This window comes from Pseudomonas sp. GL_093 (genome assembly GCF_057837605.1).
Window position 1 is genome coordinate 5,605,767 of sequence record NZ_CM174448.1, and the last position, 18,539, is coordinate 5,624,305.

Genomic DNA, 18,539 nt, shown 5'->3' on the forward strand with positions numbered 1-18,539 from the left:
TCAGTAATGCGGTGGTGGCGCGTCTTCTTCAAACGTCTCGAACTGACCGGCCATTTCCTCTTGCCGCTTGAGCAAGGCGGTCATTTGCAGTTGCAGGCGCTCAACCGCACGCTGCTGCGTCGCCAGCACATCACTCAATGCCTGGATGGTGTCATCCTGAAACGCCAGCTGGCTCTCCAGATCGGTAACGCGATCTTCCAGGCTCATGATTCAACCCTCCAGAAACGTAAAATCATCGGTCAATACCAGGCGCAACCGCTCACGAATCAACGCGATCTGCTCTGAGCCATAAGGCTTGGCTGGGTGTTTACCCCAGACCGGCGCCGGCCAGGCGGCATCCTCGCGCTTGCGCACAATCACATGCATGTGCAACTGACTGACGACGTTACCCAGGGCCGCGATATTCAATTTGTCCGCGTCAAACGAGTCCTTGAGCATTTCCGCCAGTGCGGTCGTTTCCTGCCACAGCTGCTGTTGATCGGCGACATCCAACTGAAATATCTCACTGATATCGTCGCGACGTGGCACCAGAATGAACCAGGGGTAGTTCGAATCATTGGACAGCAGTAACCGGCACAGCGGGAAATCCCCGATCGGTAACGTGTCTTGTTGAAGCCGTGGATCTAAAGCGAACACTGCGCGCACTCCCGCCTGGTCATCATTTTTCAGCTTAGCGCCCATCCCGAGAGACGGCGCACCAAGCGACAGGACGGCAGCATACCTGCGAACGCGGCTGGCTTCACGACGAACCATTGTCGAAGCCGCCCCGAGAAACTACAAACGACTGGTCGCGCGCCCCGACATGAGTCATTTTCGATCAGGGCGCACCATTACAGAACCAATAACCATGCAAAAAACGCCGAACTGACTGAAAAACAACGACGCGTTCGAATTTTGCAAACCGCCGCACTGTATGAATTCAGTACAGCGATTAAAATTTTTTGCACCAAAACCGCACAGTGCGTCTACGCTGAGTCGGTCAGGCATCCGCCATCTACTCACTGGTGGGGTGAACCGGTAACGTTTTTGGTTGTCATGCAGTCGGCCACAAAGGTGCAACACGATGCAAACCATGGCGTCAAGCCCGAACAAAACGTGCTTGAACTCCCCGGTTTTATGAGGTTTTTACAGCGACAGGCAAGCATTCAGAAAAAAAACCAGCAGGATTCTGATTTGTGCACGCTTGTTGCATCCACACCCACATCGCCTCTAAAGCGTCCGCTGGAAGTGGATGCTTCAAGGCAAATAAAAACAGTGGCAGGGTTGCCCGATGGAGATTCAAACGTTTCACCAGGGACTCTTTTTACCGATGCTCAGGCCCTGGAAAACAACGCTAAAGTTGCCAGCCCGCTTGCATTGAGGCTATAAATTTGCGACATCTACCAAGCTGTTTGCGACAGGGTCGTAAAGAAGCTGAAAGGTTAGATACGCAAGTATCGCCAACATGGTCGGCGTGATATAAGTTTGCGCCGACACAAAAAGAAAGAGCCGCCCAGATAATAAATCAGGTGGGACGGCAGTACTCTTCTAAAACCAAAGGAGCAAATCACGATGCGCGTGATGAAGTGGAGCATGATCGCACTGGCAGTTGCAGCAGCAGCCAGTACTCAGTTGGCTACGGCCGCACCTTTTGTAAGTGACCAGGCTGAAGCCAAGGGTTTTGTTGAAGACTCCAAGTTGAACTTGAATCTTCGCAACTACTACTTCAACCGTGACCGCAAAAATGGCTCAAACGATCAGAAAGACTGGACCCAGGGTTTCTGGGGTAACTACAACTCCGGTTACACCCAAGGTCTCGTAGGCGTCGGCGTTGATGCGTTCGGTTACCTGGCGATCAAACTGGACGGTGGCGACGGTACTGGCGGCACGGGCAACATGAGCCGCGACTCAGATGGCCATGTCAACGACAGCCAAGGCAAATCCGGTGCGGCCGCTAAATTCCGCATCTCCAAAACCGAGCTGAAAGTCGGCGACATGCAGCCAAGCACTGCTCCAGTGTTCGCTGTTGGTGGCTCCCGCGTCCTTCCGCAAACTGCCAGCGGTTTCCAACTGCAGAGCAGCGAAGTCAAAGACCTTGACCTCGAAGCCGGTCATTTCTACTCGTCGACCAGCCAGGACAAAAACGCTCGCGACGGCGGCCTGTGGGCAACCTACGCTGGCGTGGAAGCCAACTCCATCGACTATTTCGGTGGCAAGTACGGCATCACCGACAACCTGAGCGCATCGCTGTACGGCGCCAAGCTGGAAGACATCTGGAACCAGTACTACGCCAACCTGAACTACACCATCCCAATGGGTGGCGATGAGTCGGTTAACCTGGACGGTAACATCTACCGCACCACCGATACCGGTGACGCTAAAGTCGGCGACATCAGCAACACCGCCTACTCCCTGGCAGCCGCTTTCTCGTTCCTGAAAGCACACACCATTACATTGGCGTTCCAGAAAGTTAACGGCGACACGCCGTTCGACTACATCGGTGTAGGTGGTCACAGTGGCGCCACTAACCGCGGCGGCGACTCGATCTTCCTCGCCAACTCCATCCAGTACTCTGACTTCAACGCCCCAGGCGAGAAGTCTGCCCAGATCCGTTACGACCTGAAAATGGCTGAGTATGGCGTTCCTGGTCTGAGCTTCATGACCCGTTACGTGAAAGGCTGGAACATCGACGGCACTGGTCTTGCTGCCAACAGTCAGTACCGCGACAGTGATGGTAACCCGCTGTATGGTGCGGATGGCAAACACCACGAAACCAACCTTGAAGCCAAGTACGTTGTTCAGACTGGCCCGGCTAAAGATCTGTCTTTCCGTATCCGCCAGGCTTGGCACACTGCTAACGCCGACGAAGGTGAAGGCGACATCAAAGAGTTCCGTCTGATCGTCGACTACCCGATTTCGGTTCTGTAATTGCCGAAAGCTAGTTCGCGGTAATAAAAAAAGGCCCATCTTCGGATGGGCCTTTTTTGTTGTTTACTGCACCGCTGATTCCTGAACAACACGAATAACACGTTGCGGAAACGGAATATCGATGCCAGCCGTTTTCAAACGATCACGGGATTGCTCATTGAACATGAACATCACATCCCAATAATCCGCCGTCTTCACCCACACTCGCAGGGAAACAGTAATCGAACTGTCGCCCAGAGTAGAAATCACTGCCTGAGGTGCCGGCTCCACCAAAACACGCTCATCTTTGGCCAGTTCCAACAATACATGACGGGCTTTCTGCAGGTCCGCTTCGTAATCAACGCCCACATCAAACACAACTTTGCGCGTCGGTTGACGGTTAGTGTTGGTGATGATGCCGTTCGACAGGTTGCCGTTCGGCACGATGATGGTTTTGTTATCACCAGTACGCAGCACGGTGTGGAAGATCTGAATGCTGTCGACCGTACCGGCAACACCTTGGGCTTCGATCCAGTCACCAATGCGGAACGGGCGGAACAACAGAATCAGCACACCACCGGCGAAGTTCGCCAGGCTGCCCTGCAAGGCCAGGCCGATGGCCAGACCTGCCGCACCGATGGCGGCGACGAACGAAGTGGTTTCAACACCAATCATCGACGCTACGCTGACGATCAGCAGAACCTTGAGAATGATGTTTGCCAGGCTGCTGATGAAGCCTTGCAGTGCCAAATCGGCGTTACGCAGCGCCAACAGGCCACCGAGCTTTTGCGTGACCTTGTTGATCAGCCACCAACCGACGGCCAGGGTGATCACCGCCAGCAGCACGCGGCTGCCGTATTCCATGATCATCGGAATCCAGGCTTGAGACGCCTTGACCAGGTTGTCCACTTCAGTATTCAAATCCATCTACATTCTCCTGATTTCCGGCCATCCGGCACGCGAAAATAAGCGGCAGAAAAAGACCCGCCGGAATAAACACAATCCCTGTGGGAGCGGGCTTGCTCGCGAAAAAGGTGTATCAGTCGACATCATTGTTGAATGACACACCGCTTTCGCGAGCAAGCCCGCTCCCACAGGTTCCCGCCTGAAAGGTCAGTCGCGGAAGTTGTTGAACTGCAGCGGCATATCGAAAGTCTTGGCGCGCAGGGCCGCGATGGCTTCCTGCAAATCGTCACGCTTCTTGCCGGTAATGCGCACCTGCTCACCCTGAATGGCAGCCTGAACCTTGAGCTTGGCGTCTTTGACATGAGCGACGATTTTCTTCGCCAGTTCTTTGTCGATGCCTTCCTTCAGGACCGCTTCCTGCTTCATCAGTTTGCCCGACGCATAGGCATCCTTGACTTCAAGGCACTGCACGTCGATTTTGCGCTTGACCAGGGCCAGCTTGAGGATCTCAATCATCGCTTCGAGCTGGAAATCGGCTTCAGCGGTCAGGTTGACGGTCAGGTCCTTTTCCTTGAACTCGAAGGTGCCTTTGCCTTTCAGGTCATAACGACGATCGAGTTCCTTGACGGCGTTCTCGACCGCGTTGGTGACTTCGTGTTTGTCCAGTTCGGATACCACGTCGAACGACGGCATGTAATCTCTCCAATAAAAGGGCATGCTCGATCACGATGGAGCACGCCTGGCTTGCGGTTAAAATCCGCGCTGATTATAACGGGTCTTTCCCATCATTCACTGCGAGCCTCCCATGCGCGCGATAAACAGAGCAAAAAGCTGATGTCCACCACCTGGCATGTTCTGGGCGCCGGCAGCCTTGGCACCTTATGGGCCACTCGACTGGCGCGGGCCGGCGTGCCGGTCAAGCTGATCGTGCGGGACGCTGCCCGCTTACAGGCGTATGAGGCGGCGGGTGGGTTGACGCTGGTCGAACACGGTAAAGCGCAGTGCTATCCGGTGCCCGCCGAGACACCCGACAACAATGAGCCGATCAACCGCCTGCTGGTGGCCTGTAAAGCCTACGATGCCGAGAAAGCCGTGGCCCAACTGGCTCCGCGCCTGGCTCCCGACGCCGAGCTGATCCTGTTGCAGAACGGTCTTGGCAGCCAGGACGCCGTCGCCACGCAGGTACCGCAGGCTCGCTGCATTTGCGCGTCGAGCACCGAAGGCGCCTTTCGCGATGGCGACTGGCGCGTGGTATTCGCCGGCCACGGCTACACCTGGCTGGGGGATGCCGGGCATCCCGTGGCGCCGATCTGGCTGGATGACGTGAGCGCCGCCGGGATTCCCCACGAGTGGAGCACCGACATTCTGACCCGGCTGTGGCGAAAACTGGCGCTCAACTGTGCGATCAATCCGCTGACCGTGCTGCACGATTGCCGTAATGGCGGTTTACAGGAACACCACTGCGAAGTCGCCACCCTTTGCGGCGAATTGACCGAGTTGCTTGAGCGCTGCGGTCAGCCAGCAGCGGCCGAGGACCTTCAACAGGAAGTCGAACGGGTGATTCACGCGACCGCCGCCAATTACTCTTCGATGTACCAGGACGTCGCGAACCAGCGCCGGACCGAAATCAGCTATCTATTGGGTCATGCCTGCAAAGTCGCCGCGAGACATCAACTCAACCTACCGCACCTCAATCAACTGGAGCAAAGGTTGATCACCCATCTGCACAGCCTTGGATTGCCCAGCGACTGAGCAGCGGCTACGCTGGCCACTTGTTCCTTTTCAGCGATGAACCTGATGCCATTGCGCCAGCGCCTTGAAAACCTTCCGGTCGGCCAGAAATTGCTGGCCGCCCTGCTGGTGCTGTTGACCACCGTCCTGCTGGTCGCCAACCTGACCTTTATCAGCGCCGCGTACTACATCTCCCAGGAAAGCATGGCACCTCAGGCCTTGCAGACCATCGGCCGCCTGGTGTCCAATCCTAGCCTGGTGTCCGAAGCCTTGCAGTCACCGCAAAGCGCCGAACGCCTGCTCAATGAACTCAACAGCTATTCTCCGTTGCGCGCGGCGGCCCTTTATGACGGCAAGGGCGAGCGTCTGGCACAGTTGCAGCATGGCGAGAATCTGAGCCTGCCAACGCGTTACCGGCACATTGAATCCTGGCAAGCCACCGAGTTTCGCAGCAATCAAATCATCACCCTGCCCCGCCCCGGCACCGCGCCCGGCCACCTGTTACTGGTCGCCAGCAGCGAACTGCCGATGGCGTTCTACACCGGCACCCTCACCGCCAGCCTCGGGATTCTGATCTTCAGTGTGCTGTTGTGGCTGGTGATCGCCCGACAGATCAAACGCCTGATTACCCGGCCGATCCATGAGCTAGAAGAGTTGTCCCGGCAAGTGACCCGGGAGGAGAACTACGCCCTGCGCGCCTCCCGCGGCAACCATGACGAAATCGGCAGCCTCGCTGAGGCGTTCAACACCATGCTCTCGCGGATCGAGGCCCGTGAGCAGCAACTCAAGCGGGCCCGGGACGATTCCCAGGCCGCGTATGACCAGGCTCAGGGCCTGGCCGAAGAGACCCGCCATACCAATCGCAAACTGGAACTCGAAGTTCAGGTGCGCAGCAAGATCGAGAAGAAGCTCACCGGTTTCCAGAACTACCTCAACAGCATTATCGATTCCATGCCATCGGCGCTGATCGCTCTTGATGAACAGCTCTACGTGACGCAGTGGAATCAGGAGGCCAGCGCCCTCTCCGGGACGCGCCTCGACGAAGCTTTGAACCAGCCGATTTTTCTCGCTTTCGAACCGCTCAAACCGTTTCTGCCACAGCTCAAGCAAACCGTCGAGCAGCACACAGTGGCCAAGATTGAACGGGTGACGTGGCTCAAGGACGAAGAACCCAAGCACTACGCGCTGACGTTCTACCCGCTGATGGGCGGTGCCGGGCGCGGTGTGGTGATCCGGATCGACGACATCACCCAGCGCCTGTCGCTGGAGGAAATGATGGTGCAGTCGGAAAAAATGCTCTCGGTCGGTGGCCTTGCCGCGGGTATGGCCCACGAGATCAACAACCCGTTGGGCGCGATCCTGCACAACGTGCAGAACATTCGCCGACGCCTTTCGCCTGATCTGCCGAAGAATCTCGAACAAGCCGAGCAAACCGGGATCGCACTGGATACGGTCAACAAATACCTGCAAGCGCGTGAAGTGCCGCAGTTGCTCGACGGCATTCAACAGGCTGGCGCCCGGGCGGCAAAGATTGTCACGCACATGCTCAGTTTCAGTCGCCGCAGTACCCGGCAAATGGCCCCGTGCGACCTGCCGGCGCTGATCGATCAGGCAGTGGAAATCGCCGGCAACGACTTCGACCTGGCGATTGGTTTCGACTTCAAGGGCCAGGCAATCATTCGCCAGTTCGATCCACAACTCGGCCCCGTACCCGGCACGGCGAACGAACTGGAGCAGGTGCTGCTCAATCTGTTGAAAAACGCCGCGCAGGCGATTCACCAGCGCGAAGACGACCGCGAGCCGGGACGGATCATTCTGCGCACCAAACTGAACCCGCCCTGGGCGGAAATCCAGGTGGAGGACAACGGCATCGGCATGAGCGAGAGTGTGCGCAAACGCACCTTCGAACCGTTCTTCACCACCAAGGAAATCGGTCAGGGTACCGGCCTTGGGCTGTCGGTCTCGTATTTCATCATTACCAACAACCACAAGGGTCAGATGGAAGTGCAGTCGACCCTGGGCCAAGGCACATGTTTCACCTTGCGCCTGCCCTTGGCGGGCACCCCGCTCGTCTCTCAAGAACTCAATCAGCTATCGAGGTAACCATGGGCTTTCGCTTGTCGAAGATTTACACCCGCACCGGCGACAAAGGCGAAACCGGGCTGGGCGATGGCCGCCGCGTGCCCAAAGACCATCCGCGGATCGAAGCCATTGGCGAAGTCGATACGCTGAACAGCCAGGTGGGTGTGCTATTGGCCGGGTTGGCGGCGGAAAGTGGCGAGTATCCGGGCTTGAACGAAGTGATCGAGGTTTTGGCGCCTTGCCAGCATCGGTTGTTCGACTTGGGTGGCGAGTTGGCGATGCCGGTGTATCAGGCACTGAACACGGCAGAAGTCGAACGTCTGGAAGCGGCGATTGATGTGTGGAATGAAGAACTGGGGCCGCTGGAGAATTTCATTCTGCCGGGTGGCTCGGCGTTGATTGCCCAGGCCCATGTGTGCAGATGCCTGGCACGCAGTGCGGAGCGGCGGTGTCAGCATTTGAATGCAGTCGAACCGTTGGCCGGGGTTGGGTTGGCGTACATCAATCGGTTGTCGGACGTGTTGTTTGTGGTGGCGCGGTTGATTGCCAAGCGACAGGGGGTTGCGGAGATTTTGTGGCAGGCGGCGGTGAAACCTCAGGATTAACCGGCACCTGTCAGGACGCCATCGCGAGCAGGCTCACTCCCACAGTTGACCGAGTTCTTCCTGAAGAAATGCGATCCACTGTAGGAGCGAGCCTGCTCGCGATGGGGCCAGTAGTTACACAGAAGAATCAGGCCAAAACGCCCGAATCCCCGCCGCACCCTGTGCGCCCGCTTCCCAGGCTTTCTGCAGATCAGCCGGGCCAACACCACCGAGCAAGAACACCGGTTTGCTGAAACCTTCGATCAATGCTGAAGCCTGCTCCCAACCCAGCGGCTGAGCCCCCGGATGAGTCAAGGTCGGTTGCACCGGTGACAGGGTCACAAAATCCACCCCCATCTGCTCGGCCAACGCCAGTTCTTCAGCGTTATGGCAGGACGCCGCCAGCCAGCGCGACGCCGGTAACGGGCGGCCAGCCGCCGCGTGCTTGCGCAGTTGCGCGGAGGTGATGTGCCAACCGGCGGACGGGAAATCTCCCAGCCACTCGAACGGCCCCTTGATCATCAACTGCGCCTTGCCGGCACACAGCCCCGCCGCGTCCACCGCCAGATCGCGGTACTTCGGATCGTAACCGTTGGGTGCCCGCAACTGGATCAGCTTGATGCCACCGGCAATGGCTTTTTGAATACCGCGCAGCAAGGCCGGGGTTTCCAGGTCTTCCGGGGTAATCAGGTACTGCGCCGGTAACCGTGCAGCCGCAACGATCGGCTGGTTGGCCGCCGGGAATTCGTAGTTCAGCAGATCGCGAGGCGCGACCCACTCCAACGGCTGGCCTTCGGCGCCGTGCGGTTCGCCGGTAAAGGCCGACACTTCCCAAACGTCCAGCAACACTTGCTTGTCCGGGTAATCATGCCGAACCTTGATCAGCGGGCGAGCCGCGTTGACCACGATGCCCAACTCTTCATGGAGCTCGCGAGCCAGGGCGGATTCAACGGATTCGTCGGCCTCGACCTTGCCACCGGGGAATTCCCACAGGCCGCCCTGATGCTGGGTGTCGGCACGGCGGGCAATGAGGATCTTGCCACTGCTATCACGGATAACAGCAGCGGCTACGTGGACTCTTTTCACCGTTCTACTTCCTCCAGACCCGCCTTCTGCCACGCCTTGAAGGCTGGCCATTGGTAGATGGTTTCGACGTAGGCCGCGTCCGCTGCGGGCAGCCTCACCTGATAGGTGCGCAGGCGCACGGCGATCGGTGCGAAGAAGGCATCCGCCAGGGTCGCGCCGCCGAACAGAAACGGACCGGTTTCGGTGGCGGCGGCGCGGCACTCGGCCCACAACGCCAACATCCGCTCGATGTCGGCCTGGACGTCAGCCGGTGCTGGCGACAGCGCAGCGTCGTGGCTCAGGTCGAATGGCATGTTGCCGCGCATGGCGAAGAAACCGCTGTGCATCTGCGCGCAGGCCGAGCGGGCCTGGGCGCGGGCGGCGGTGTCTTTGGGCCAGAGGCCGGCGTCGGGGAACTGCTCTGCCAGATACTCGGCAATCGCCAGGGAGTCGGCGATGGTGCCGTGTTCGGTTTTCAACAGCGGGACTTTGCCGGTCGGCGAGTGCTTGAGCAGACGCTCACGCGTATCCGGCTGGTTCAGCTTGATCAGTTCTTCGGTGTAAGGAACGCCAGCCAGGTCGAGAGCCAACGCGCCGCGCAGCGACCAGGAGGAAATCAGTTTGTCGCCGATGATCAGGTGCAAGCTCATGTTCGGGACCTTTTGATGGAGGGAACAAGCCAGTCTATATAGTGACTGACAGACCGCTTTCGCGAGCAGGCTCGCTCCCACATTGGGTTTGTGTACACCTCAATACCCTGTGGGAGCGAGCCTGCTCGCGAATGGAGCGACTCGGTCTTACGTGCGGTATTCGGCGTTGATCTTCACGTATTCGTGGGACAGGTCAGTGGTCCAGATGGTTTCGCTGCAATCACCGCGACCCAGCTCGATACGGATGGTGATTTCTTCCTGCTGCATCACGGCCGCGCCCTGGGCTTCGGTGTAAGTCGATGCACGAGCGCCACGGCTGGCGATGCACACCTCACCGAGGAACACGTCGATCTTGCTTACGTCCAGGTTCGGTACACCGGCACGGCCGACGGCGGCCAGAATGCGGCCCCAGTTCGGGTCGGAGGCGAACAGTGCGGTCTTGATCAGCGGCGAGTGGGCCACGGTGTAACCGACGTCCAGACATTCCTGGTGATTGCCGCCGCCGTTGACTTCAACGGTCACGAACTTGGTCGCGCCTTCGCCGTCACGAACGATGGCCTGGGCCACGTCCATGCACACTTCAAACACCGCTTGCTTCAACTTGGCGAACAACTCGCCTTCGGCGCGGGTGATTTCCGGCAGTGCTGCCTGACCGGTGGCGATCAGCATGCAGCAGTCGTTGGTCGAGGTGTCGCCGTCGATGGTGATGCGGTTGAACGACTTGTTGGCACCGTCCAGCAGCAGGTTTTGCAGCACGTCGCGGGAGACTTTGGCGTCGGTGGCGATGTAGCCGAGCATGGTCGCCATGTTCGGGCGGATCATGCCCGCGCCTTTGCTGATACCGGTGACAGTGATGGTCACGCCGTCATGCTGGAACTGGCGGCTGGCACCTTTTGGCAGGGTGTCGGTGGTCATGATGCCGGTGGCGGCAGCTTCCCAGTTGTTGACTGACAGGTCGTCGAGGGCGGCTTGCAGAGCCCCTTCGATTTTCTCGACCGGCAGCGGCTCGCCGATCACACCGGTGGAGTACGGCAACACCAGGCTGGCGTCGACGCCGGTCAGCTCAGCCAGTTTTGCGCACGTACGCTCGGCGGCGGCAAGGCCCGGTTCGCCAGTGCCGGCGTTGGCATTGCCAGTATTGGTCAACAGGTAACGCACCGGACCTTGCACACGCTGCTTGGCCAGGATCACGGGAGCTGCGCAAAAAGCGTTCAGGGTGAACACGCCAGCAACCGTGGAGCCTTCGGCACAGCGCATGACCACAACATCCTTGCGCCCCGGGCGCTTGATGCCAGCCGAGGCGATACCGAGTTCAAAACCGGCAACCGGGTGCAACGTTGGCAAAGGACCAAGACCAACAGCCATGAATGCGCTCCTTAATAAATGATGTCAGCACCGCTTTCAGGAAGAACGGTGGTTTAAATGGCAAAACGCCGCGACGGCATAAGCCGGTCGCGGCGCGGGTATTTCAGCGTATGAAACGGGTTTTACTGGATCTGCCCGTGGCAATGCTTGAACTTCTTGCCCGAACCGCAGTAGCAAAGTTCGTTGCGGCCCAGCTTCTGTTCGTTGCGTACCGGCGCGATGGCAAGGGCGACATCGACCTCTTCACCCAGCAGTTCCGGTTGCTCAAGCCCCGGTGCTTCGTCGTGCTGGAACTGCATGCGTGCAGCCAGCGCTTCGGCTTCCTGACGCAGACGTTGTTCTTCTGCTTCCGGGTCTTCGCGGCGAACCTGAACGTGGGACAGCACACGGATCGAGTCGCGCTTGATCGAATCCAGCAGCTCGGAGAACAGCGTGTAGGACTCGCGCTTGTACTCTTGCTTCGGGTTCTTCTGTGCATAACCACGCAAGTGGATGCCGTGACGCAGGTGATCCATGGTCGACAGGTGGTCTTTCCACAGGTCATCGAGTACACGCAGAACGATTTGCTTCTCGAAGGAGCGCAGCGCTTCGGCGCTCGCCTGCTCTTCTTTCTCGTTGTACGCGGCCAGCAGCTCGGTCATGAGCTTCTCGCGCAGGGTTTCTTCGTACAGGTGATCGTCTTCGTCGAGCCATTTCTGGATCGGCAGCGCTACACCGAAATCGCTCTGCAACGCTGCTTCCAGACCGACCACGTCCCACTGCTCAGGCAGCGATTGCGGTGGAATGTGGGCGCTGACAGTTGCGTTGAGCACGTCCTGACGGAAGTCGGCGATGGTTTCACCGATGTTGTCGGCGGCCAACAAACTGTTACGCATGTGATAGATCACTTTACGTTGTTCGTTGTTGACGTCGTCGAACTCGAGCAGTTGCTTACGAATGTCGAAGTTGCGGCCTTCAACCTTGCGCTGAGCCTTCTCGATGGCGTTGGTCACCATGCGGTGCTCGATCGCTTCACCAGGCTGCATGCCCAGGGCCTTCATGAAGTTCTTCACCCGATCAGAGGCGAAGATGCGCATCAGGCTGTCTTCCAGCGACAGGTAGAAACGGCTGGAACCGGCGTCACCCTGACGACCGGCACGACCACGCAGCTGGTTGTCGATACGGCGCGATTCGTGACGCTCGGAAGCAATCACCTGCAAACCACCCGATTCGAGCACTTGCTGGTGACGTTTCTGCCAGTCGGCCTTGATCTGGGCAATCTGCTCAGGGGTCGGGTCTTCCAGGGTTGCCACTTCAACTTCCCAGTTACCGCCCAACAGGATGTCGGTACCACGACCGGCCATGTTGGTGGCGATGGTCAGTGCGCCTGGGCGACCGGCCTGGGCAATGATCTCGGCTTCTTTTTCGTGGAACTTGGCGTTCAGAACCTTGTGTTCGATGCCTTCCTTCTGCAGCAGCGCAGACATGTGCTCGGACGTTTCGATGGTTGCAGTACCCACCAGCACCGGACGGCCCTGGGTCATGCATTCCTTGATGTCATTGATGATCGCCGCGTATTTCTCTTCGGCGGTCAGGAACACCAGGTCGTTGTAGTCTTTACGCGCCAGCGGTTTGTTCGGCGGGATAACCATCACCGACAGACCGTAGATCTGGTGGAATTCGAACGCTTCGGTGTCAGCGGTACCGGTCATGCCGGACAGCTTGTTGTACAAACGGAAGTAGTTCTGGAACGTGGTCGAGGCCAGGGTCTGGCTTTCGGCCTGAATGTTCAGGTTTTCCTTGGCTTCGATAGCCTGGTGCAGGCCTTCGGACAGACGGCGACCCGGCATGGTACGACCGGTGTGTTCGTCGACCAGAACGACCTGGCCATCCTGCACGATGTATTCGATGTTGCGATTGAACAGTTTATGAGCGCGCAGACCGGCATAAACGTGAGTCAACAGACCAAGGTTGTGCGCCGAGTACAGGCTCTCGCCTTCAGCCAGCAGGCCAACGCGGGTCAGCATGTCTTCGATGAACTGGTGACCGGCTTCGTTGAGCTCAACCTGACGGGTCTTCTCGTCGACGGTGTAGTGGCCGGCCTTGGTGACTTCGCCTTCCACTTCTTCGATGTGCAACTCAAGCTGCGGGATCAGTTTGTTGATCTCGATGTACAGCTTGGAGCTGTCCTCGGCCTGACCGGAAATGATCAGCGGGGTACGGGCTTCGTCGATGAGGATGGAGTCGACTTCGTCGATCACGGCAAAATTGAGTTCGCGCTGGAATTTTTCTTCCATGCTGAACGCCATGTTGTCGCGCAGGTAGTCGAAACCGAATTCGTTGTTGGTGCCGTAGGTAATGTCGGCAGCGTAAGCCAGACGTTTCTCTTCCGGCGGCTGGAACGGCGTGACAACACCGACCGACATTCCGAGGAATTCGTAGAGCGGACGCATCCAGTTGGCGTCACGACGGGCCAGGTAGTCGTTCACCGTCACAACGTGCACGCCCTTGCCGGACAGCGCGTTGAGGTAAACGCCCAGTGTTGCCACCAGGGTCTTGCCTTCACCGGTACGCATTTCCGCGATCTGGCCTTCATGCAAGGTCATGCCGCCGATCAGCTGGACATCGAAGTGGCGCATACCCATGACGCGCTTACCGGCTTCGCGGGCGACCGCAAAGGCTTCTGGCAGCAGCTTGTCGAGGGTTTCCCCTTTGGCGATGCGGGCCTTGAACTCATCTGTCTTGGCACGCAATTGATCGTCCGAAAGGGCCACCATTTGCTCTTCGAAGGCATTGACGAGTTGCACCGTCTTGAGCATGCGTTTGACTTCACGCTCGTTCTTGCTTCCAAAAAGTTTCTTTAACAAAGGCGCAAACATATCGGCAGGATCTTCCACACTAAAGGGATGGAGGGCGGCCCCGTGAGTCGCCCGAGCAGCCCTCATGGCCGCATGCGAACGAGCATTCTACCCGGAAACGATGGTGAGGAAAGTGGCGTTGTTCCACGATGCTGGCACAGCGTTGTAACGGGGCTCACTTAAAATAAGGGCTTTTGGCTGAACTTCAAGCCATTCACGGCAGAAGTTACTTGTTGATTTAATGGGTAAAGCGCTCGCAAAGCAATGGCTCGGGTGCATCCGGTGCTTTCTGCTACCATGGCGGCTCTGTTACTTCAGGTGTCTGATCATGGCATTTCGCCCTCTTACGGCCAGAGCACCCGCCGTTCTGCTTCGCGAAGCCAAACCGCTGAAAGCCATCTTCGGCCACGCTCAACGCCTGGGTCATTTACAACGTCTGCTGGAAAGCCAATTGCAGCCCGCCGCCCGCGAGCATTGCCATGTGGCGTCGTGGCGCGAAGGCAGTTTGTTGCTGATAGTGACCGACGGTCATTGGGCAACCCGCCTGCGTTATCAGCAAAAGCGTCTGCAACGGCAATTACAGATGTTCGACGAGTTCGCCAGCCTGACGCGGATTCTGTTCAAGGTTCAACCGCCCACGGTTCAGCAAGGGGCGGCTGGCCATACCATCAGCTTGTCGACCGATGCAGGCGCGACCATTCAGGCCACAGCCGACGGGATCAGCGATCCGAATCTGCGGGCAGCGCTGGAACGGTTGGCGGCTCACGCCAAACCGAAGGCATGACATAGAACCCAATGTGGGAGCGAGCAGGCTCGCTCCCACATTGATTGCACCCAGCCAGATGTTTAGCGGCGTTTGCTGCCGCCGAGCAGCGAGCCCATCAAGCCGCGTACCAACTGTCGGCCCAATTGATTGGCCGCCTGGCGCATCGCTGATTTCAGTGCCTGCCCCGCCGCGGTGCCGAGGAATTCCCCGGCCTTGTCGGTGAAGCTTGGCTCTTCGGCTGCCGGTTTGCCCGCAGCAGCGTCAGGCTCTGGCGCCAACCCTTTGCGCCCCATTAACACTTCATAAGCCGATTCGCGATCAACGGGTTTGTCATACCGCCCCTTCAATGGCGACCCCGAGATCAGCGCTGTGCGTTCAGTCTCGCTCAACGGCCCGATCCGCGATTGCGGTGGCGCCACCAACACCCGCTGGACCATCTCCGGTGTGCCCTTTTCCTGCAACGTGCCGACCAGCGCCTCGCCAATCCCAAGCTCGGTCAGCACCGACAAGGCATCGAACGCCGGGTTCGGCCGGAAGCCTTCGGCCACCGCTCGCAGGGATTTCTGTTCCTTGGCGGTGAACGCGCGTAAGCCATGCTGAATGCGCAGGCCGAGCTGAGCCAGCACGTCATCCGGCAAGTCGCCCGGCGATTGGGTGACGAAATACACGCCAACGCCTTTCGAGCGAATCAACCGCACCACTTGCTCAAGACGATCCTGCAACGCCTTTGGCGTACCGGCGAACAATAAATGCGCTTCGTCGAAAAACAACGCCAGCAGCGGTTTGTCCGAATCGCCACGCTCCGGCAGTTGCTCGAACAGTTCGGCCAGCAACCACAACAGGAACGTCGCGTAGACCTTCGGCGCTTCGTGCACCAGACGGCTGGCATCGAGCAAATGAATGCGTCCGCGGCCCTCGGCGGTCGGCTGCAGAATGTCTTCGAGCTGCAGCGCCGGCTCACCGAACAGCGCTTCGGCGCCCTGCTGTTCCAGGGTCGCCAGACGCCGCAACAGCGCCTGACTGGAACCGGTGGTCAGCAGCGCGGCGTCGTCACCGAGCAATTCGGGGTTGTCACGCAGGTGATTGAGCAGTGCCTTCAGGTCCTTGAGGTCCAGCAACAACAGCCCTTCACGGTCCGCCACCTTGAACGCGGCGTACAGCGCCGACTGTTGACTGTCGGTCAGCTCCAGCAGGCTGCCAATCAATAACGGCCCCATTTCGCTCAAGGTTGTGCGCAACGGATGACCGGACTGACCGTGAATGTCCCACAGGGTCACCGGATACGCTTGAGGCTTGTGATTCAGCCAGGGCATCCCGGCGATCCGCTCGGCGATTTTGCCTTGAGGGTTGCCGGCGGCGCCCAGACCACACAGGTCACCCTTGATATCGGCGGCAAACACCGCCACGCCGGCATCGCTGAAGGCTTCGGCCATCCGTTGCAAGGTGACGGTTTTGCCCGTCCCGGTTGCGCCCGCGACCAAACCATGACGGTTCGCCAGACGCATGGCCTGGGCAACGGGCTGCCCGGCGAGATCGGCACCGATAACGAGTTGTAATGAGTCAGGCATTTTGTCACCCATGGTTAATCTTTGATCCTTCACGGCCGATAGGAATAAGCGAGAGACCCAATTGAAAGCAAGGTCCGACATTCCCCTATGGAGAGCAGGAATTACCGACTCGCTCCGTTGCGCACTCATTTTGCGCGCATTAGCAGCAACGCGCCCCGAACAATAAGACCTTAGCGGACCCCCCGAGCCATGAACAAAAATCTGCGCTTCAGCCATAAAATCCTGCTTGCCGCCGCCCTCATCGTGATTGCCGCCTTCGCCTCGTTCACGCTGTACAACGACTATTTGCAGCGCAATGCGATACGCCGCGATCTGGACAACTACTTGCAGGAAATGGGCAGCGTTACCGCGAAAAACATTCAAACCTGGCTGGCCGGCCGCAGCCTGCTGATCGAAAACCTGTCGCAAACCGTTGCCTTGAACGCAGATATAGCCAATGTCTCCAACCTGCTGGAACAGAAGGCCGTGTCGTCGACCTTTATGGGCGCCTACCTGGGCAACAAAGATGGCACCTTCATCATCCGCCCGGACAGCAAGATGCCCGACGGATATGACCCTCGTGCCCGCCCTTGGTACAAGAGCGCGCAAAGCACCAGCGGCTCTGCCCTGACCGAACCCTACATCGACCTGGCGTCCGGCCAGTTGGTGATTTCCATCGTTAATAGCGTACTCAAGGACGGTCAAAACATCGGCGTGGTCGGTGGTGACTTGAGCTTGCAGGTGATCACCGACAGCCTCAACGCACTGGACTTCGACGGCATGGGCTATGCATTTCTGGTCGGCGCCGACGGCAAAATCCTGGTTCACCCGGACAAAGCGCTGGTGATGAAGTCCCTGAGCGAGGCGTACCCGAAAAACACCCCGCGTATCAGCAGCGACTTCAGTGAAGTAGACGTCGACGGCAAGACTCGCATCGTGACCTTTACACCGATCAAAGGGCTGTCCTCAGTCAACTGGTACATCGGGCTGTCGGTGGACAAGGACAAAGCCTTCTCCAAGCTCAGCGAATTCCGCGCCTCGGCGCTCGTTGCGACGGTCATAGCCGTGGCCATCATCATTGCCCTGCTGGGCATGCTGATCCGCATCCTGATCCAGCCGCTGCACGTGATGACCCGCGCCATGGCGGACATCGCCGACGGCGAAGGCGACCTGACCAAACGCCTGACCATCGTGAACAACGATGAATTCGGCGTTCTCGGTACCGCGTTCAACCGTTTTGTGGAACGCATTCACGGTTCGATCCGCGAAGTGTCGTCGGCCACCGGGCAAGTCAACGAAGTGGCCCTGCGTGTCGTGGCCGCCTCGAACTCGTCGATGTTCAACTCCGACCAACAGGCTTCGCGCACCAGCAGCGTGGCCGCGGCGATCAACCAGCTCGGCGCCGCCGCTCAGGAAATCGCCCGCAATGCCGCGCAAGCATCGAGTCAGGCCAGCGATGCCCGCAGCCTGGCCGAAGACGGCCAGCAAGTGGTGGATCGCAGCATTGTCGCGATGAATCAGCTGTCGAGCATGCTCAGCGCCTCGAGCACCAACATCGAATCGCTGAACAGCAAAACCGTGAACATCGGACAGATTCTGGAAGTGATCACCAGCATCTCCCAGCAAACCAACTTGCTGGCGCTCAACGCGGCCATCGAAGCGGCGCGCGCCGGTGAAGCCGGACGTGGTTTTGCCGTGGTGGCCGATGAAGTGCGCAACCTGGCGCATCGCACTCAGGAATCGGCGCAACAAGTGCAGACCATGATCGAGGAGCTGCAAGTCGGCGCCCGCGAATCCGTCAGCACCATGAGCGACAGCCAGCGCCACAGTCAGGACAGCGTCGAAATCGCCAACCTGGCCGGCGAGCGGTTGAACAGCGTGACGTTGCGTATTGGCGAGATTGACGGGATGAACCAGTCGGTGGCGACGGCGACCGAGGAACAGACGGCGGTGGTGGAGTCGATCAACGTCGACATTACCGAGATCAACACACTGAATCAGGAAGGGGTGGAAAACCTGCAGGCGACGTTGCGGGCGTGCTCGGATCTTGAGCAGCAGGCGGCGCGCCTGAAGCAGTTGGTAGGCAGTTTCCGTATCTAACGTCTGATAGGGCCCCATCG

At 58.7% G+C, this 18,539-nt stretch carries 16 protein-coding genes and 1 pseudogene; 8 read left to right on the top strand and 9 right to left on the bottom strand.

The features are described from left to right. Both AC3IUE_RS25905 and AC3IUE_RS25910 read right to left on the bottom strand, forming a co-directional pair. The gene (locus tag AC3IUE_RS25905; protein WP_489264161.1) at positions 1 to 207 is read right to left on the bottom strand and encodes a SlyX family protein; all 207 of its coding nucleotides are present in this window, start codon (positions 205 to 207) and stop codon (positions 1 to 3) included. Between the two features lie 3 nt (positions 208 to 210). After that, on the bottom strand, positions 211 to 636 hold the full coding sequence (locus tag AC3IUE_RS25910; RefSeq protein ID WP_489268950.1) for an HIT family protein: 426 nt from the start codon (positions 634 to 636) through the stop codon (positions 211 to 213). A gap of 258 nt (positions 637 to 894) precedes the next feature. Here AC3IUE_RS25910 and AC3IUE_RS25915 point away from each other — a divergent pair, with 258 nt between their 5' ends. Further along, entirely contained in the window at positions 895 to 1,368 is a 474-nt protein-coding gene (locus AC3IUE_RS25915; RefSeq protein WP_489264162.1) for a hypothetical protein, read from the top strand. A gap of 183 nt (positions 1,369 to 1,551) precedes the next feature. Continuing rightward, entirely contained in the window at positions 1,552 to 2,907 is a 1,356-nt protein-coding gene (locus tag AC3IUE_RS25920) for an OprD family porin (protein ID WP_489264163.1), read from the top strand. Between the two features lie 63 nt (positions 2,908 to 2,970). Here AC3IUE_RS25920 and AC3IUE_RS25925 read toward each other — a convergent pair whose 3' ends face one another. Both AC3IUE_RS25925 and AC3IUE_RS25930 read right to left on the bottom strand, forming a co-directional pair. Then, a complete protein-coding gene (locus AC3IUE_RS25925) occupies positions 2,971 to 3,813 on the bottom strand; it encodes a mechanosensitive ion channel family protein (protein ID WP_489264164.1) in 843 nt (280 codons plus the stop codon). A gap of 186 nt (positions 3,814 to 3,999) precedes the next feature. After that, on the bottom strand, positions 4,000 to 4,485 hold the full coding sequence (locus tag AC3IUE_RS25930; RefSeq protein WP_007906601.1) for a YajQ family cyclic di-GMP-binding protein: 486 nt from the start codon (positions 4,483 to 4,485) through the stop codon (positions 4,000 to 4,002). 141 nt (positions 4,486 to 4,626) lie between these two features. On the opposite strand from AC3IUE_RS25930, the gene AC3IUE_RS25935 reads away from it, so the two are divergent. The 3 genes from AC3IUE_RS25935 to AC3IUE_RS25945 are packed head-to-tail and all read left to right on the top strand — an operon-like array spanning position 4,627 to position 8,210. Then, positions 4,627 to 5,544, top strand: coding sequence for a putative 2-dehydropantoate 2-reductase (locus tag AC3IUE_RS25935; RefSeq protein ID WP_489264165.1), 918 nt, complete (start codon positions 4,627 to 4,629; stop codon positions 5,542 to 5,544). 45 nt (positions 5,545 to 5,589) lie between these two features. After that, a complete protein-coding gene (locus AC3IUE_RS25940; RefSeq protein WP_489264166.1) occupies positions 5,590 to 7,626 on the top strand; it encodes a sensor histidine kinase in 2,037 nt (678 codons plus the stop codon). A 2-nt stretch (positions 7,627 to 7,628) separates the two neighbouring features. Further along, positions 7,629 to 8,210: a cob(I)yrinic acid a,c-diamide adenosyltransferase gene (locus AC3IUE_RS25945; RefSeq protein WP_489264167.1), complete on the top strand. Its 582-nt coding sequence runs from the start codon at positions 7,629 to 7,631 to the stop codon at positions 8,208 to 8,210. Positions 8,211 to 8,324: 114 nt separating this feature from the next. Here the strand turns inward: AC3IUE_RS25945 and AC3IUE_RS25950 are convergent, their stop codons facing one another. The 4 genes from AC3IUE_RS25950 to secA form a co-directional block, all read right to left on the bottom strand. Further along, positions 8,325 to 9,275 carry a Nudix family hydrolase gene (locus AC3IUE_RS25950; protein ID WP_489264168.1) on the bottom strand — a complete coding sequence of 317 codons (951 nt, stop codon included), beginning with the start codon at positions 9,273 to 9,275 and terminating at the stop codon, positions 8,325 to 8,327. Further along, positions 9,272 to 9,904, bottom strand: coding sequence for a glutathione S-transferase family protein (locus AC3IUE_RS25955; protein ID WP_223430308.1), 633 nt, complete (start codon positions 9,902 to 9,904; stop codon positions 9,272 to 9,274). Before AC3IUE_RS25955 ends, AC3IUE_RS25950 begins: the two co-directional genes overlap by 4 nt. Before the next feature lie 147 nt (positions 9,905 to 10,051). Next, a complete protein-coding gene (argJ, locus tag AC3IUE_RS25960) occupies positions 10,052 to 11,269 on the bottom strand; it encodes a bifunctional glutamate N-acetyltransferase/amino-acid acetyltransferase ArgJ (protein WP_095132706.1) in 1,218 nt (405 codons plus the stop codon). A gap of 122 nt (positions 11,270 to 11,391) precedes the next feature. Further along, positions 11,392 to 14,127: a preprotein translocase subunit SecA gene (secA, locus tag AC3IUE_RS25965; RefSeq protein ID WP_056741388.1), complete on the bottom strand. Its 2,736-nt coding sequence runs from the start codon at positions 14,125 to 14,127 to the stop codon at positions 11,392 to 11,394. Between the two features lie 307 nt (positions 14,128 to 14,434). Here secA and AC3IUE_RS25970 point away from each other — a divergent pair, with 307 nt between their 5' ends. Then, on the top strand, positions 14,435 to 14,890 hold the full coding sequence (locus AC3IUE_RS25970) for a DUF721 domain-containing protein (protein WP_111451433.1): 456 nt from the start codon (positions 14,435 to 14,437) through the stop codon (positions 14,888 to 14,890). 62 nt (positions 14,891 to 14,952) lie between these two features. Here AC3IUE_RS25970 and AC3IUE_RS25975 read toward each other — a convergent pair whose 3' ends face one another. Next, positions 14,953 to 16,440 (bottom strand): helicase HerA-like domain-containing protein, encoded by a 1,488-nt coding sequence (locus tag AC3IUE_RS25975; protein WP_489264169.1) that lies wholly within the window; start codon positions 16,438 to 16,440, stop codon positions 14,953 to 14,955. A gap of 189 nt (positions 16,441 to 16,629) precedes the next feature. Between AC3IUE_RS25975 and AC3IUE_RS25980 the strand changes: the two are divergent. Together AC3IUE_RS25980 and AC3IUE_RS25985 are read left to right on the top strand one after the other, a co-directional pair. After that, positions 16,630 to 17,661, top strand: a pseudogene (locus tag AC3IUE_RS25980) (HAMP domain-containing protein); the annotation flags it as partial. Between the two features lie 93 nt (positions 17,662 to 17,754). Further along, positions 17,755 to 18,519, top strand: coding sequence for a methyl-accepting chemotaxis protein (locus AC3IUE_RS25985; protein WP_443216968.1), 765 nt, complete (start codon positions 17,755 to 17,757; stop codon positions 18,517 to 18,519). Positions 18,520 to 18,539 lie beyond the last annotated feature (20 nt).

Coding starts and splice junctions, on each gene's coding strand:
- AC3IUE_RS25945 (WP_489264167.1), top strand. CDS start 7,629: ATGGGCTTTCGCTTGTCGAAGATTTACACCCGCACCGGCGACAAAGGC.
- AC3IUE_RS25955 (WP_223430308.1), bottom strand. CDS start 9,904: ATGAGCTTGCACCTGATCATCGGCGACAAACTGATTTCCTCCTGGTCG.
- AC3IUE_RS25920 (WP_489264163.1), top strand. CDS start 1,552: ATGCGCGTGATGAAGTGGAGCATGATCGCACTGGCAGTTGCAGCAGCA.
- AC3IUE_RS25940 (WP_489264166.1), top strand. CDS start 5,590: ATGCCATTGCGCCAGCGCCTTGAAAACCTTCCGGTCGGCCAGAAATTG.
- AC3IUE_RS25930 (WP_007906601.1), bottom strand. CDS start 4,485: ATGCCGTCGTTCGACGTGGTATCCGAACTGGACAAACACGAAGTCACC.
- AC3IUE_RS25970 (WP_111451433.1), top strand. CDS start 14,435: ATGGCATTTCGCCCTCTTACGGCCAGAGCACCCGCCGTTCTGCTTCGC.
- secA (WP_056741388.1), bottom strand. CDS start 14,127: ATGTTTGCGCCTTTGTTAAAGAAACTTTTTGGAAGCAAGAACGAGCGT.
- AC3IUE_RS25925 (WP_489264164.1), bottom strand. CDS start 3,813: ATGGATTTGAATACTGAAGTGGACAACCTGGTCAAGGCGTCTCAAGCC.
- argJ (WP_095132706.1), bottom strand. CDS start 11,269: ATGGCTGTTGGTCTTGGTCCTTTGCCAACGTTGCACCCGGTTGCCGGT.
- AC3IUE_RS25975 (WP_489264169.1), bottom strand. CDS start 16,440: ATGCCTGACTCATTACAACTCGTTATCGGTGCCGATCTCGCCGGGCAG.
- AC3IUE_RS25905 (WP_489264161.1), bottom strand. CDS start 207: ATGAGCCTGGAAGATCGCGTTACCGATCTGGAGAGCCAGCTGGCGTTT.
- AC3IUE_RS25935 (WP_489264165.1), top strand. CDS start 4,627: ATGTCCACCACCTGGCATGTTCTGGGCGCCGGCAGCCTTGGCACCTTA.
- AC3IUE_RS25985 (WP_443216968.1), top strand. CDS start 17,755: ATGTTCAACTCCGACCAACAGGCTTCGCGCACCAGCAGCGTGGCCGCG.